This window comes from Nocardiopsis alborubida, from assembly GCF_012396365.1.
Taxonomy (GTDB): Bacteria; Actinomycetota; Actinomycetes; order Streptosporangiales; family Streptosporangiaceae; genus Nocardiopsis; species Nocardiopsis alborubida.
Window position 1 is genome coordinate 68789 of the sequence record NZ_JAAXPG010000015.1, and the last position, 14455, is coordinate 83243.

Consider the following 14455-nt stretch of genomic DNA (forward strand, 5'->3'; position numbering starts at 1 on the left):
CCCGAACCGGACCCCTCACACGTACGGCCAGCTCCGGGAGGGTGCGGGGCGCCGGTGCCGGACGGTCCCGGGTCCGCCACACGCGCGCGGCCAGCCCGCTAACGGGGACGGCGGCCCTGGACCGAGTAGATCGCGCAGGAGCAGGCCCGGAAGGACGGGTCGGCCAGGAGCGCGCGCACCTGGGCGAGCCGCTCGTCGGTCATCCCCTCGTCCACGAAGGCGTCGCGCAGATGACGCGTGTGGTGCGCGATCAGGTGCACGCCGGGCGATCCGGCCTCCCACAGCTCCAGCCGGGGCCGGGGGTCGACGTCGACCAGGCCCGCGCGGCGCATCGCCTCGGCGGCGTTGCGGCCCCAGGCCGGGTCGGCTCCGGCGCGGATCATCAGCCTGGTCTTGGCCTCCTGGAACTCCTCGTAGAGTTTCTGGGACCCGGCGTCGGGCATGAGCAGCGCCGGGCCGTAGGTGATGTCGAACTCGTCGAGCTGGAGCACGCCGCCGGGCTTGAGGGCGCGCACCAGGCGGTCCAGGACCGCGATCCGCTCCGGGATGTGCAGCAGCACCAGCCGTGAGTGGATGAGGTCGAAGGCGGCCTCGGGCAGCGGGTCGCGGACCACGTCGTGCCGGACGACCTCCAGGCCCTCGGCGGCGGGGATGCGCTCGGGCTTGATGTCGGTGGCCAGCACGCTCCCCCCCGGGGCGACCCGGTCGGCCAGCCAGAGCGCGACGCTGCCGCCCCCGGCCCCCACCTCCAGGCAGTTCCACCCCGGCCCGACACCGGTCTGTTCCAGGCGTTCGGTGGTCATCGGGTCGTAGGCGGCGGCCAGGAAGCGGTGCTGGTCGAAGGCGTGTTCGCTGTGGTTGTCGAAGACGTAGCGCTGGTCCTCGGCGGCGGTGTCGGTCACCGGTTCCCCCTTCGGTGTCGGGTCGGTCGGTCGGATCGTCGGGGCCGGCCGGGTCGGTCCGGCGGGTCGGGACGGCGGGCGGTGCTCGGCGACGGCCTCGGCCGCGACGCGGGTCAGGGTGGCCGTGCACACCTTCCCGGTCGGACCGAGCGGCAGTTCGGGCAGCACGACCACGTGTTCGGGCAGCGCACGGACGTCCAGGCCGCGTTCGTCGCGCAGGAAGGCGATCAGCTCCTGAGGGGATGGCGCGGCGGACCCCTCGGCGGGGGACACGCAGGCGCACACGCGCTCGCCCAGGTCGGGGTCGGGGACGGGGACGCAGTGGGCCTCGGCGAGGGCGGGGTGGGCGCCGAGTTCGCGTTCCACCTCGGCCGGGAAGATGTTGACGCCGCCCCGGATCACCGTCCGGCGCAGGCGGTCCACCACCCGCAGCGCGCCGTCGGGGTCCAGCCGGCCCAGGTCGCCGGTACGCACCCACCCGCCCGGGGCCCGCCGTTCGGCGTCCAGCTCGGGCGCGGCGACACGGCACAGCGGTGTCATCGGGCCCAGGGCCCAGATCTCGCCGGTCTCCCCCTCCGCGACCGGGAGTCCACGCGGATCGCGGATGCTCACCTCGGCCACGTCGGGGGCGGGGTGCCCGGCCAGGCCGGGCTCCCACGCCTCGGGGCGACGGCCGGTGTGGCAGTTGACCCCGTCGGTGGAGCCGTAGACGTTGACCACGGGCCGCGCGAAGCGGGCGGCGCAGGCGTCGCGGACCTCCTGGTGCAGCGGGGCGCCGCTGGCCACCACCGCGCGCAGGGACGAGGTGTCGGCCCGCTCGGGCAGCGCGGCGATCCGCCGCAGCATGGTGGGCACCCCGATCAGGTGGGTGGGGCGGTGCCGCTCGATCGCGCGCAGCGCGGCGGCCGGGTCGAAGCGGGGCAGGACCACCAGTGTCGCGCCGAGCCGGGCCAGGGTCACCGGCACCCCGCAGGAACCGAACGAGGAGGCCAGCGAGACCAGGACCAGGTTGCGCATGGGACCGGGTCCGGTGTGCAGGGCCGCCACGTAGTTGCCCCGGCCGCCCGCCATGGCGTTGTGGCTGTAGGCGACCATGCCGGGTTCGCCCTCCGAGCCGGAGGAGACCAGGATCCGGGCCGGGGACTCGGGGTCGGGCCGCGCGGGACGCCAGTCCCGGACCGTCCCGGCGTCGGGCCGGTCCAGGCTGCGCGTCCCGGGGCGGGCCGGGCCGAACGACCACACCCGGCGCAGGCGCGGCAGGTCCGTGCGGCGGATCCGTTCGGCCCGCTCCGGGGTGGTGACGAGGTCGGCGGCCCGGGATCGGGCCAGCAGGCTGCGCACGTCGGCCGGGGAGCGGCCGTCGGGGACGGGCAGCGCGACCGCGCCGACTGCGGCGACGGCGAGTTCGGCGACGACGGCCTCGCGTCCGTTGGGCAGCAGGACGCCGACGACGTCCCGCTCCCCCGTTCCGCCGGCGGCCAGCGCGGCGGCGGCGCGGCGCACGGCGGCGTCCAGCCCGGCGTAGTCGAGCGTGCCGCGGTCGTCGATGACGGCGTCGCGTCCGGGGTGCGCGAGCGCGTGCGCGTGGAAGAGGGTGTACAGGTCCCGGTTCGGGCACCAGCCGCGCGCGGTCCACCGGGCGCGCAGGCCGGCCGGGACGAGGTCACGCAGCTCCAGCCCGTTGGACGAGGTCCAGGTCATCGGTTCTCCGCAGGCGTGTGGACGGCCACGGCGCCGTCCGGAGACGTTGACGGTGTGGCGCGTGGGGTCTCTTCGCCGGTGATCTTGCTACTAGTGCCACTGTGGGCGCCGACAGTGACGCTGGGAGCAAGATCATCCCGGACGGGCGCGCCCCGGCGTATGGCACCGTCATGTGGGCCCTCCGCGTCGGCGGCGGGCGCGAAACCCCACGGGGCCCGGACGCAGGACGCGCCGCCGACCGTGTCGAAGGCCGCCGCGAACGCCGGTGCGGCGGCCATCGCCGCCAGGTCCTCCACGGGGACGGGACCACCCCGGCCTCCGGACGCGGTGCCGCCCCACCGCTCGGGCGCGGTGCCGCTCCCCCGCTCCGGCGCGGTGGAGCTCCGGTCCCCGGGCGCGGTGCCGCGTCCGGCGCGGCGCAGCAGCCGGGCGGCGTCCGACAGGGCGGTCCGGGCTCGGACCCCGGCCCCGGTGCGGGTGCGCAATAGCAGCGCGGCCAGCGCACCCTCGGCGGCGAGGATCCCGCCGAGCACGTCGGTGAGGGTGAGCAGGGACGGCGCGGGCTCCTGGCCGGGCCCGGCCAGGAGGTCGGCCACCCCGCCGTGCGCCTGGACCAGGTAGTCGGTGGCCAGCGCGCCGGGTTCGGGGGCCCGGCCGCCCCACCCGTCCGCGTGCACGTGGACCAGGCCGGGGGCGGGGCCTGCAAGGTCGTCGGGGCCCAGACCGAACCCCTCGGCGCGGCCGGGCGGCCAGTTGTAGAGCAGGACGTCGGCCGTGGCGGCCAGGTCCCGGGCGGTCCGGCGCCCGGCGGCGGTCTTGAGGTCGATCTCTACCGCGCCCTTGCCCCGGTTCAGGGCCAGGAACCGGGCGGAGCGGTCCCCCGCCATCGGCGCCACCCCGCGCATGGGGTCGCCGCCCGGGGGTTCGACCCGCACCACCTCGGCGCCGAGCATGGCGAGCAGCAGTCCGGCGAGCGGGCCCTGCACGCGGTTGGTGGCCTCCACCACCCGCAGTCCGGCCAGGGGCGCGGCGGCCTCGGGTCCGAGCGGCGCCAGGGCGGAAACCGGGACGTCGGCGTCGTCCTGCGCTCGCAGCCGCCACTCCGAGGCCGGGGCGGGCTCCTCGGCGTCCCGGACGTCGCGGACGAGGGCCAGGCTCATGCCCGCGTGCCGGGCGGCCAGGCGGACCCGGGCGAGGTCCACGGCCGCGATCGCGGCGGGCAGTTCGGGCGGCAGCGGGCACACCGCGGTGGCGAAGCGCCGCTGGAAGGGCGGCCACCCTGCGGCGATCGCGGACGGGGCGGCGCCCAGACCGGTCCAGAACCGCAGCCAGACCTCGGCGTCCAGGGTCTCGATCTCGAAGCGCGCTCCGTCGGCGGAGCGGAACGGCGGGACGGTCGCGGGCACGGAGTCGCGCGCGTCGGGGACCTCCCGACCGAACGGCCCCGCACCGCCCGCCGAAACCCCCCGCTCCGGCGCGGTGGCCGCGGCGACGTAGGGTCCCGCCGCGAGCAGGGCGGCCTGGGCCGCGGAGACCGACGCGGACAGCGCCGGACCGCCGCGCGCCAGGGCCAGCGCGCAGGCCGCCACCGCCTGCGCGGCCAGCACCCCCGCGCACACCGACGCGTAGTCCACACCCAGGAACCTGGGCGCCCCGTGGGCCCGGCCGTGCAGGTGCGCCAGCCCGCAGGCGGCCTGGACGCCGCGCTCCCCCGCCATGGGGACCGCGACAGGCCCGGACCAGCCGATGGCGCAGCCGACCGGTACCGGCAGCACCCGGGTTCCCTCTCCGCCCGGGTTCCCTCCCCGCCGGTCCCCACCGCCGGAGCCGCCCCCGGCCAGGCCTCCCCCGCCGAGGCCGTTCCCGCCCGGACCCCACTCACCGGGGACGGCCACCAGGCCGATCCACCCGGCCGGCGCCTGCCTGGGCGGGGACCCGCCGACCCGGGAGACCGCGCAGCCGAGCGCCTCCAGGCGGGCAGCCGCGATCCGCAGCGCGACCGAGTCGCCCACCGCCCGCGCGGCGGCTCCGGTCAGCGGGAGCACGGCCGCGTCCACCGGTGCCACGGTCACGTCCACTTCCCCGTCCCGCAGGTGTCGGGGCGCAGGCCCAGGTGGTCGCGCAGCACGGAGCGGCGAACCTTGCCGGTGCCGGTGCGCGGCAGCTCGTCCCAGGTCACCGCCACCGGGTCGGCGAGTTCGGGCAGGTCGGCGACGGCGCCGCGCCAGGCCACGATGTCCAGCCCCCCGCTCTCGGTGGCCACCACCGGTACCGGGGGCCCGTCCGGAACGCTCAGGACGACGCACTCCAGCACCTCGGGCAGGCGGTCGTCCACGACGTCCTCCACCTCCAGGCAGCCGCCCTCGCGCAGGGCGTCCACCTCGCGGTCCACCAGCCGCAGCGCGCCGGTGCGGCTGAGGACACCGATGTCGCCGGTGTTCCACCACTCGCCCACCAGCTTGGACCGCCACCGGCCCTCCTCGCCGACGTAGCCCAGGCACAGGGCCTCGGTGCGGCAGAAGATCAGGCCGGGCGTCCCGGCCGGGACGGGGCGCATGGTGCGCGGGTCGACCGCGCGCAGTCTGGTGCGGGTGGGGACGGGACGGCCCAGGTCGCGGGTGGTCGGGTGGCGCTCGTTCTCCGCGGCCAGCGCCCGCCGGGTGAGGAACCGGAAGGTCAGCGGCCCGGTCTCGCTCTGGCCCCAGCCCTGCATCCACACCGGGCGCCGGTGGCCGGTGGCGCCCAGGAAGGCGCGCACGGTCGGCGGGTGCACGGCGTCGAAGGTGCTGACGTAGAGCCGCACCCGGTCGAACGGGGCGCCCTCCCGCTCGGCCCGGCCCTGCCAGCGCGCGAAGACCGCGGGGGCGGCCTCCAGGGTGGTGGGGCGGTACCGCTCCAGCAGCGGCCCGGCCTCGGCCCAGTCGGCGCCGGTGACGACGGACAGCGCGCCCGGGGACAGCCACAGCACGCTGGCGGTCCAGGCGAGGGCGCGCCCGTGCGCGAAGGAGTAGGCGCCGGTCACCGTGTCGTCGGGGCGGCTGCCCAGCACGGGCCAGCGGTGCGCCTCGAACCCGGCCAGGCGGCGCATGATCGTGCGGGTGGAGTGCGGGACCAGCTTGGGCACGCCCGTGGTGCCGGAGGTGTGCATGATCGCCAGGGGCGCGTCCAGGTGCGGCCTGCGCGGCGGCGGGGCGTCGGTGCCGCGCACGTCGTCGAGGTGCACGACGCTTCCGGCCGGGCCCGTGCCCCCGACCGGAGCCCTGTCCCCGGCCGGACCCTCGGCTCCCGCCGGGCCGTCGACGACCAGGGTGCGGGCCGCGTGCACGGCGGGGTCGGCCCCCGCCTCCCGGGACGCCGCGAGCAGGGCGGCGTCGGTGACCAGCAGCGCCGGGTCCAGCCGCTTGAGCAGGACCTCCAGAGCGTCCGGCTCCAGGTGCGCCGACAGTGAGGCGGGCACCGCGCCCAGCCGGGCCGCGGCGCAGTTCAGCAGTACGTAGTCCCAGTGGTTGCGCTTGGCGATCGCGACGCGGTCGCCGGGCCGCACACCGGCCGCGGCGAGCCATCCGGCCGCCTCGCGCACCAGTTCGGCCACCCGGGGCACGTCCAGCTCGGTGCCCAGGCCGGGGGCGATGTCCAGCGGCCTGCTCAGGTGCACGGCGGTCGCGGAGCCGCGCGCGGCCAGGTCGTCGAAGAGGGTGCCCAGGTGGAGGGATCGGGTGAACAGCGTCATGGTCGTCGGTCCTCACTGGAGGTGGGAACGGGGGTCTGGGCCGTCGAGGCGAGGAAGGCCAGGACCCGCGCGGCGGCCGTGGCCGCGGAGGAGACCGCGCCCTCGCTGCACGGGCGCAGCGAGATCCAGTCCCCGGCGTAGTCCACGGCGGCGGGCGGGCGGACGACGAAGGCGGAGCGTTCGCGCAGCGCGCGCGGCCCCGCGGCTGGCAGGCCGTGGCGGAAGCGGTGCACGCGGACGGTCTCGACGTGCCGGGACAGGCCGGGCAGCAGGTGTTCGGCGCGGGCGGTGAGCCGCTCCGCCACCAGTGCGTCGGAGGCGTCGAGGAGTTCGGCGGCGCCGCGCGGCGAGGCGACCAGCGAGACCAGGCCCCGTCCGGCCGGCACCCGGCCCGGGTGCTTGTTGTGGTCGGCGGTGACCACGTTGAGCAGCGGGTCCTCCAGGGCGGGCACCAGGGTGGCGAAGCCGCCGCGCGCCCCGGGCGGTTCCATCGGGCGGTCCAGGACCAGGGAGACGCGGAGCATGGGCGCGTACTCGCAGGCCTCCAGGTAGGCGCGCTCGACGCCGGACGCGCCGGGGTGGAGCCCCACCGCGACAGGGGCGGGCACCGCCAGCACGGCCGCGCGGGCGGTGACCGCGCCCGCCGGGGAGTCCAGCCTGACCCCGTCGGGGCCCGCGGACACACCGGTCACGGGATGGCCGGTGACCACGTCGAGCCGGTCGGCCAGGAACCGGGCGAGGGTGTCCATGCCGTCGCGGTAGGTGCGCCAGCGGGCGCTGCTGCCCGCGGAGACCAGGTGCGCGGCGAAGGGCGCGGCCGCCGTGTGCTCGGGGTCCCAGCCGAAGAACCCGGCGGCCAGGGCGCCGATCAGCCGGTAGCGCAGCTCGGGGTGGTAGGGGCGGAGCAGTTCGGCGAGGGTGCGCGCACCCAGCGGGGAGCGCTCGGGGTGTTCGGGGTCCAGTCCGAGGCGGGCCAGCCGGGTCTGGAGGCGCAGCAGGTCGGCCCGTGCGCGCGGGGACAGCCCGGCGCCGGTGAGCAGGCCCAGGGGGCGTCCCACGTGCGGTCGGGCCCGGCCCTCGCGCCAGGACGCCAGGGCGCCGCGGATGCGGGGCACCGCGCCGCGGTCGGCGTCCAGGCCGACCTCGCGGATCAGCCGCCAGGTGGCCGGGTAGGCCTTGGCCGGGGGCAGCATCTCCGCGCCTGTGTCGATGAGGCAGCCGTGCTCGCGCAGGGTGCGCATCCGCCCGCCCACGGCCTCGTCGGCCTCCAGGACGCGTACCGAGCGCCCAGCGCGGGCCAGTGCGTGGGCGGTGGCCAGCCCGGCGGGGCCCGCTCCGACCACGGCGACGTCGAGCCCCTCGCTCATACGGCGGCTCCCAGCAGCACGGGGGCCAGCAGGTGGGCGGCGATGAGCAGGACCACGGTGACCCGGTGGGTGTGGATGGCCAGGCGGCGGGCGCGCAGGATGTCGCCCCGGACGAACCCGATGAACAGCTGGGCCACCCGCATCAGGAGGACGGGGGCCAGGACGAGCGGGAACCACCACGGGGAGATCCCGGCCAGGGTGGAGCCGGTGATGAGCGCGCTCTCGGCCGCGGTCGCCGCGACGATGAAGGCGGCGTTGAGGCGCCTGGGCACCAGCGCGGCCACGGTGATCCGCCCGGCGGCGCGGTCGCCCGCGGCGTCGTTGGTGTTGGAGTACAGGCCGAAAAGCATCGGGCCGAAGCCGAACAGCAGGGCCTGGACCACGACGAAGCCGTTCAGCTCGCCGGTGAGCAGTCCGTAGGGCACCAGCACCCAGCCCACGCCCAGGCCGATGAGGAAGACCTCCTGGAAGCCCCGGTAGCTGATCTTGAGGCCCCAGGAGTACTGGACCGAGGCGACCACGCACAGGGCGGCCAGACCGACCGCCCAGGCGGGCTGGTGCGGGGCGACCAGGACGACCAGTCCCCAGAGCAGGGCGCTCACCGCGGTCGCCGCCCAGGCGAAGCGCAGCGCCTGCGGTTCGGTGAGCGTCCCGGCGACGAGGGGTTTGCGGGCCAGCCGGCGGCGGGCCGCGTCCGAGCCGTAGTTGGCCGCGTCGCTGCCGTCCCGGTAGCCGGTGACGTCGTCGAAGGCGACCATGGCGGCCACCACGGCCACCTCGGCGAGCAGGATGAGCAGGAGCAGCCCCAGCGTGTCCGGCTCCCAGCGCAGCGCGGGCGCGAGCATGACCAGGACCAGGGGCAGGCCGATGTAGTAGTCGTAGATGTCGAGCTTGGCCAGCCGCGCGTAGGCGGCCGGGGTGCCCCGGGGCGGCGCGGCCGCGGTCGGCGGTCCGGCGGGGGGCGCGGCGGTGTGGTCGGTCATCTGGTTCTCCGGGAACGGTCGGCGAACGCGCACACGGTGTCGGCGATGTGCTCCACCTGGGCGTCGTCCAGGTGCGGGTACAGCGGCAGGGAGATGTTGCGCCGGGCCGCCGACTCCGCGTTGGGCCAGCGGGCCGCGGCCCGGGTGTGCGGGGCGAACGCGGGCTGGGCGGGCAGGGCGCGCGGGTAGTACACGTGGGTGTCGACCCCGTGCGCGGCCAGGTGGGTGCGCAGCTCGTCGCGCCGCTCGGTCAGGAGCGTGTAGACGTAGTGGCAGCGCCCGTCGCCGCCCGTGGGCGGCGCCGTGATCCCGGCTCCGGCCAGCTGCGCGAACCGGGTGGAGTAGTAGGTGGAGATCTCGGCCCGGCGCGCGAGCCGGGCCTCCAGCCCGTCCAGCCGGTGCAGCTGGAACCCGGCCATCACCTCGTCGAAGCGGCTGTTGTGGCCGATCCGGTGGTGCAGGAAGCGGTGCGTGCCGTCCTGGCCGTGGTTGCGCAGCATCCGCACGCGTACGGCGAGTTCGGCGTCGCCGGTGACCACCACGCCGCCCTCTCCGGGCATGCCGAAGGTCTTGACCTGGACGAAGGAGTAGACCCCGGCGTCCCCCCACAGCCCGGCGGGGCGGCCGCCGAGGGTTCCGCCCTGGGCCAGCGCGGAGTCCTCGACCAGGCGCAGCCCGTAGTGGTCGGCCAGCTCCCGGAACCGGGGCATGGCGGCCATCATCGAGAACACGTGCGCGGGCATGAGCGCCCTGGTCCGCGCGGTGAGGGCGGCCTCGGCCGCGTCCGGGTCCAGGGTCAGGGAGACCGGGTCGACGTCGGCGAAGACCGGGCGCGCGCCGCGTTCGATGACGGTGCTGGCTAGCGGCGCGCAGCCGAAGGCCGGTACCACCACCTCGTCGCCGGGGCCGACCTCCATGGCGGCCAGGACCAGGGTGAGCGCGGAGGTACCGCTGGAGCAGGCGACGACGTCGGCGGCGGCGAGGCGGTCGCGCAGCTGGCGTTCGAGGCGGGCGGTGCGCTCGCCGAGGATGAACTTCTGCGCGCTGCCGGTGCCGGTCGCGTGGACGGCCTCCAGCAGGACGTCGCGGTCGTCGTCGAACAGGTCGGGGGCGAAGAAGGGGATGCGGTGCGCGGCCGCCGTGGTCATCCGTGCCTCCGAACGCAGAAGTCCTCGATCTCCTCGCAGACCCGGTCCGCCTGGGCGTCGGTCAGGTCGGGGTAGAGCGGGAGGGCCACCGCCGCCTCGCAGGCCGCCTCGGCGCGCGGGAAGTCGCCCGGCGCGTGTCCCAGGTGGGCGAAGCAGGGCTGGAGGTGCAGCGGGATCGGATAGTAGGTCTCGGTGCCGATCCCGGCCTCGGCCAGGTGGGCGACCAGGGCGTCGCGGTCCCGGGCCTCGACGAGGTGGACGTAGACCACCCGGTTGCCGCCGGGGTGGGGCGCGACGGCGCCGGGCACGGCGCGTATCCCTGGCAGGTCGCGCAGGCGGGCGTCGTAGCGCGCGGACAGCTCGGCCCGGCGGGCGATGTCGGCGTCGAGCCGGGAGAGCTTGGCCAGCAGCACGGCGGCCTGGAGGTCGTCCATCTTGCTGTTGCAGCCCGCGACGACCGTCGGGTTGGCGATGCCGGGGAAGTCGTCCAGGGTGTGCCCGGAGCGGCCGTGGTGGCGCAGCGCCCGCGCGGTCTCGGCGACGTCGTCGTCGTCGGTGAGCAGCGCGCCCGCGTCGCCGATGGCGCCGAGGGTCTTGGAGGGGAAGAAGGACAGCACGCCGCCGGTGCCGAGCAGTCCGGCGTGCACGCCGTGCAGCCGCATGCCGATGGCCTCGGCGCTGTCCTCCAGCACGGTCAGGCCGCGGCGCCGGGCGACCTCGCGCACGCCCTCCATGTCTGCCAGGCGGTCGAACAGGTGGACCGGCATGACCATCCGGGTGCGGTGGGTGGCCACCGCGTCCACCGAGGCCGGGTCGACGCCGTACCCGTGCTCCTCGATGTCGGCGAAGACCGGGACGCCTCCGGCGAGCACGACGGAGCTGGCGGTGGCGACGAAGGAGTAGGCGGGGACGATCACCTCGTCGCCGGGGCGCAGTCCGGCGGCGCGCAGCAGGATGACCAGGGCGTCGGTTCCGGAGTTGACGCCGACCACGTGCCGGGCGCCGGTCCAGCGGGCCAGCGCGTCCTCGAATTCGGCGACCATGGCCCCGTGCGAGAACTTTCCCCGGTCCATGACCCGGAGGCAGTTGTCACGAATGTTCGGCCACAGTTCTCCGAAGCTCTGGGACTGGTCGAAAAAGGGTACGGGAAATCGCGTTCTCCCCGAGGGCGCCGCTTCGGGGGGCGCGAGCGTTCTCTTCACTTCTCCACGTTTCTACGCTGCGGAAGGGGGGGCGCGGGGGATGGTCCCGGCCGCGGCGGCCTGCCGCGGCCGGGACGGGGGGCTCAGCTCCCGAGGAGGGGGATGTCGTTGCGGCCGAGGTGGTAGTCGCGGACCGCGTCGACCAGCTCGGTGGTGGACAGCTTGCCGCTGCCGTCGGTGTCCAGCTCGGCGAAGGCACGGTCGGCCTCGGCGCCCTGGAGACCGATCGCGGCGAACCACTTCTGCATCTCGGACGGGCTGATCTCGCCGTCACCGCTGACGTCGAGCACGTTGACGATGGCCTGGATGGTCGGCTGGACGACCGAGGCGAAGCCGGCGTCGCCCTTGCTGATGATCTCCTGCTCGGCGGCCTGGACGAACTGCTCCCGGCTCATCTGCTGGGTGCCGGCGGCGGAGGCCAGGTGGTCGAACATGGCCAGGTAGGCGGCCTTGAGCTCGTTGCCCTGGGCGGTGCCCTCGGCTCCCAGGCGCGAGACGATGTCGTTCGCCTCGGCCTCGAAGTCCGAGCGCTCGATGGAGCCGTTGCCGTTGGCGTCCCAGAGGCGGAAACGCTCTTCGAGGCGGCTGTTGGCCTTGGTTGCGGTCGTCATTGATTTTCCCTCTCGATCCATATGGAAAAACAGACGTACGATGCTCTCTTCGAGCAGAGGAAAGGACCCTCCGACCGAGTCCGGCCGAACTCTCCCCACACCCAGAATATTAGCCTGCGAGTGAGCACCACAAAAGGGGTTCAGGAGAATAAGGGAGTGCTATGTATTTTTTATATCGGACATTTTTCGGCAAATACCAGATTCCTCGGAAAGCGTTTCGGCGACCGGGTCCGCGGTGACCGGCGCCCCCTGGCGGAACACCAGGCCCTCGCCCGCGGCCAGCCCCAGGTCCCGCCCGGTCGGCAGCGGGTCGGCGCGGATGAGCACGTTGTAGTGGTTGGGCAGGTGGCAGCCGTCGAAGCCGAGCACCGTCCCCACCCGGCGCGGGCCGATCCACACCTCGTCGCCCCGGTCCACCACCCCGGCGCCGGTGATCTCGGCGAACCCGAGGAAGCCCACCCGGTCGATCCGGGCCCCCGGGGCGGTCTCGGTGTGGTCGGTCGCGACCAGCTCGTGCACCTCCCCCGCGCGCACGCACCGGCTGGCGTGGGGTTCGAGCCGCATGCCCCGCTCGCTCCTGCGGTGCACCAGGACCTTGACCAGCGTCGCGGTGACGTCCCGTTTGGGACCGTCCTCACGGGGGTTCATCGCGCTCCCTCCCCCACCGGCTCCGCGGCCTCCGCCAGGCGGTAGGCCTCCCCGACCAGCCGCAGCGCGGACGGCCCGCCCGGGTCCTCGACCACGCCGCCGCGCACCCGCCGCTCGAACTCGGCGAGCACGCCCACGTACTCGTGCCACAGGGAGTCCTTGAACCCGGGGTGGCCCTCCAGCATGTCCGCCGCGAGCACCGCCCCGTCGATGCGCACCTCGACGTCCTTGCGCTCGCCGGGGTGGGACCAGTCGAGCAGGACGCGGGCGCGCGCCCCCGCGGCGCGCAGCACGACCTCGGCCCGGCGGTCGGTGCCCGCGGCGTCGCGCGTGACGTGCGCCGACACCGCCTCGGCGGGGCCGAGCAGCCACTCCACCAGGTCGAAGGCGTTGGGTCCGTTGTCGGCGACGCACCCGCCGCCGCAGCGGTCCGGGTCCAGGTACCAGGTGTCGGTCCCGGCGTGCTCCTCGATCCGCTCCAGGTAGCGCACGGTCAGCTCCTCCACCCGCCGCCCGGCCAGGTCCCGGCGCAGCCGCGCGAGCGCGGAGTTGTACCGGCGGTGGAAGGCGGTGAACAGCACCGTGTCGCGGTCCCGGGCGAGCCCGGCCAGCACCTCCCCCTGGACGGCGTCCAGTGCGAGCGGCTTCTCCACGCACACGGCCACCCCGCGCCGCAGCGCGTCGGCGCAGATCGGGGCGTGGGCGTCGTTGGGCGCGGTGACCACCAGCGCCTCCAGCCCGGCCTCGTCCAGCATCCGGACGTGGTCGGTGTAGCCGCGCGCACCGACCGGGTGGGTGGCGAGCACTCCGGGGTCGCGGTCGCACACCGCGACCAGGTCCAGGCCGGGCGCGGTGCGCAGGGCCTCCAGGTAGAAGCGGGAGATCACGCCGAGGCCGACCAGCCCGGTGCGCAGCGGGGCGCTCATCGCGTCTCCTCCCGCATCGCCTCGAAGGGCAGGCCGGTCCGGTCGGCCAGCTCCGCCAGTTCGGCGTACAGCGCCGCCTCCAGCGGCACGCCCGCCAGGCGCAGTTCGCGCGCCCGGTGGTACTCGTGCCAGCCGGGGTAGCGCACCGGCGCGTCCGGGTCGGTGGGCGGGCAGTCCAGCAGCGCGCCGAACAGCTCCCGCGCGTCGTCGGCGGCCCCCTCCCGCAGGGCGTCGGGCGCGATCGCGGCGACGAAGAAGCCGATGTCGTCGTCGCGTCCGCTCGGGCCGCCGTCCCCGTCGAGGGCGTCGGGGTGCGGGCCCGTCCCCGCTCCCGGGACCAGCGCGGAGAGCACCTCGACCATGAGTCCGAGGCCGAAGCCCTTGTAGCGTCCCGCGTCGCCGCCCAGCCACATCAGGTGCGCGCGCCCGGCGTCGAAGGCGGCGGGGTCGGTGACGGGCGCCCCGGTGTCGTCGCACAGCAGGCCCTCGGGCAGGGTGAGGCCCTCCCGGGCCGCCTGGCGGACCCGGCCGGTGGGCGCGGCCGTGGTGCTCATGTCGAGCAGGAACGGGGGGTGCCCACCCGCCGGAGCGGCGACGCTGAGCGGGTTGGTGCCCAGCATCGCGACCGCGCCGCCGGGCGGGCGGGCGATGCGCTGGCGTCCGCAGTTGCTGGCCACCAGGCCCACCATGCCGCGTTCGGCCGCGCGCAGCGCGTGGTACCCGGCGCAGCCCAGGTGGGTGGCGCCGCGCACGGACACCAGTCCGATGCCGTGGCGCGCGGCGCGCTCGGCGGCCAGGTCCATGGCCTCGCTCGCCGCCCACAGGCCCAGGGCCCGCCGGGAGTCCCAGAGCACGGCGGCGCCGAGGTCGGCGAGGACGCCGGGCTCGGCGGCGGGGTCGGCCCTGCCCTCGTCGAGGAGCGGCAGGTAGAGGCGGGTCAGGTTGGCCAGGCCGTGCGAGCGCGGCCCGGTGAGGTCGCCGTGGCACAGCGCGCGCGCCGCCTCGGCCGCCCGGCCGGGGGGCAGGCCGCGGTCGGCGAACACCCCGGCGGCGAACGCGACCAGGTCGTCGTGGCGCACCCGCACGGTCCCGTGTCGCGGCGGGGCCTGGGTGGGGGCCGCGTTGTTCACCGGGCCTCCCGGGGGTGCGGAGGGGTGGAGCGTGCGCGCATGTCCTCGTCGCCTTCCTCTTCGGTCTCGTGCGGGGGTGGGGCTCTGCGGGTCTCGTGTGCGGTGCC

11 protein-coding genes are annotated in these 14455 nt (G+C 75.9%); all 11 read right to left on the minus strand.

What is annotated here, in order from left to right:
* Window positions 1–98 precede the first annotated feature (98 nt).
* Window positions 99–2603: an AMP-binding protein gene (locus HGB44_RS16840; RefSeq protein ID WP_061079108.1), complete on the minus strand. Its 2505-nt coding sequence runs from the start codon at window positions 2601–2603 to the stop codon at window positions 99–101.
* The gene (locus HGB44_RS32475) at window positions 2600–4675 is read right to left on the minus strand and encodes a CoA transferase (RefSeq protein WP_269458460.1); all 2076 of its coding nucleotides are present in this window, start codon (window positions 4673–4675) and stop codon (window positions 2600–2602) included. The genes HGB44_RS16840 and HGB44_RS32475 overlap by 4 nt, the downstream gene beginning before the upstream one ends.
* The gene (locus HGB44_RS16850) at window positions 4672–6333 is read right to left on the minus strand and encodes a class I adenylate-forming enzyme family protein (protein ID WP_061079107.1); all 1662 of its coding nucleotides are present in this window, start codon (window positions 6331–6333) and stop codon (window positions 4672–4674) included. Before HGB44_RS16850 ends, HGB44_RS32475 begins: the two co-directional genes overlap by 4 nt.
* A complete protein-coding gene (locus tag HGB44_RS16855; RefSeq protein ID WP_061079106.1) occupies window positions 6330–7700 on the minus strand; it encodes a protoporphyrinogen/coproporphyrinogen oxidase in 1371 nt (456 codons plus the stop codon). The genes HGB44_RS16850 and HGB44_RS16855 overlap by 4 nt, the downstream gene beginning before the upstream one ends.
* Window positions 7697–8683, minus strand: coding sequence for a UbiA family prenyltransferase (locus HGB44_RS16860; RefSeq protein WP_061079105.1), 987 nt, complete (start codon window positions 8681–8683; stop codon window positions 7697–7699). Before HGB44_RS16860 ends, HGB44_RS16855 begins: the two co-directional genes overlap by 4 nt.
* Window positions 8680–9831 (minus strand): DegT/DnrJ/EryC1/StrS family aminotransferase, encoded by a 1152-nt coding sequence (locus HGB44_RS16865; protein ID WP_061079104.1) that lies wholly within the window; start codon window positions 9829–9831, stop codon window positions 8680–8682. Before HGB44_RS16865 ends, HGB44_RS16860 begins: the two co-directional genes overlap by 4 nt.
* Window positions 9828–11033, minus strand: a complete 1206-nt coding sequence (locus HGB44_RS16870; protein WP_061079103.1) for a DegT/DnrJ/EryC1/StrS family aminotransferase — start codon at window positions 11031–11033, stop codon at window positions 9828–9830. Before HGB44_RS16870 ends, HGB44_RS16865 begins: the two co-directional genes overlap by 4 nt.
* A gap of 83 nt (window positions 11034–11116) precedes the next feature.
* A complete protein-coding gene (locus tag HGB44_RS16875; protein WP_061079102.1) occupies window positions 11117–11644 on the minus strand; it encodes an EF-hand domain-containing protein in 528 nt (175 codons plus the stop codon).
* 159 nt (window positions 11645–11803) lie between these two features.
* Window positions 11804–12292, minus strand: coding sequence for a DUF6917 domain-containing protein (locus HGB44_RS16880; protein WP_061079101.1), 489 nt, complete (start codon window positions 12290–12292; stop codon window positions 11804–11806).
* Complete coding sequence (locus HGB44_RS16885) at window positions 12289–13218, minus strand: Gfo/Idh/MocA family protein (RefSeq protein WP_061079100.1); 930 nt, start codon at window positions 13216–13218, stop codon at window positions 12289–12291. Before HGB44_RS16885 ends, HGB44_RS16880 begins: the two co-directional genes overlap by 4 nt.
* Window positions 13215–14348 carry an Ldh family oxidoreductase gene (locus HGB44_RS16890; protein WP_061079099.1) on the minus strand — a complete coding sequence of 378 codons (1134 nt, stop codon included), beginning with the start codon at window positions 14346–14348 and terminating at the stop codon, window positions 13215–13217. Before HGB44_RS16890 ends, HGB44_RS16885 begins: the two co-directional genes overlap by 4 nt.
* Between the last annotated feature and the right edge of the window lie 107 nt (window positions 14349–14455).

Excerpts from the sequence above, each read along its gene's own strand:
- HGB44_RS16840 (WP_061079108.1), bottom strand. The coding sequence starts at position 2,603 with ATGACCTGGACCTCGTCCAACGGGCTGGAGCTGCGTGACCTCGTCCCG.
- HGB44_RS16850 (WP_061079107.1), bottom strand. The coding sequence starts at position 6,333 with ATGACGCTGTTCACCCGATCCCTCCACCTGGGCACCCTCTTCGACGAC.
- HGB44_RS16855 (WP_061079106.1), bottom strand. The coding sequence starts at position 7,700 with ATGAGCGAGGGGCTCGACGTCGCCGTGGTCGGAGCGGGCCCCGCCGGG.
- HGB44_RS16860 (WP_061079105.1), bottom strand. The coding sequence starts at position 8,683 with ATGACCGACCACACCGCCGCGCCCCCCGCCGGACCGCCGACCGCGGCC.
- HGB44_RS16865 (WP_061079104.1), bottom strand. The coding sequence starts at position 9,831 with ATGACCACGGCGGCCGCGCACCGCATCCCCTTCTTCGCCCCCGACCTG.
- HGB44_RS16875 (WP_061079102.1), bottom strand. The coding sequence starts at position 11,644 with ATGACGACCGCAACCAAGGCCAACAGCCGCCTCGAAGAGCGTTTCCGC.
- HGB44_RS16880 (WP_061079101.1), bottom strand. The coding sequence starts at position 12,292 with ATGAACCCCCGTGAGGACGGTCCCAAACGGGACGTCACCGCGACGCTG.
- HGB44_RS16885 (WP_061079100.1), bottom strand. The coding sequence starts at position 13,218 with ATGAGCGCCCCGCTGCGCACCGGGCTGGTCGGCCTCGGCGTGATCTCC.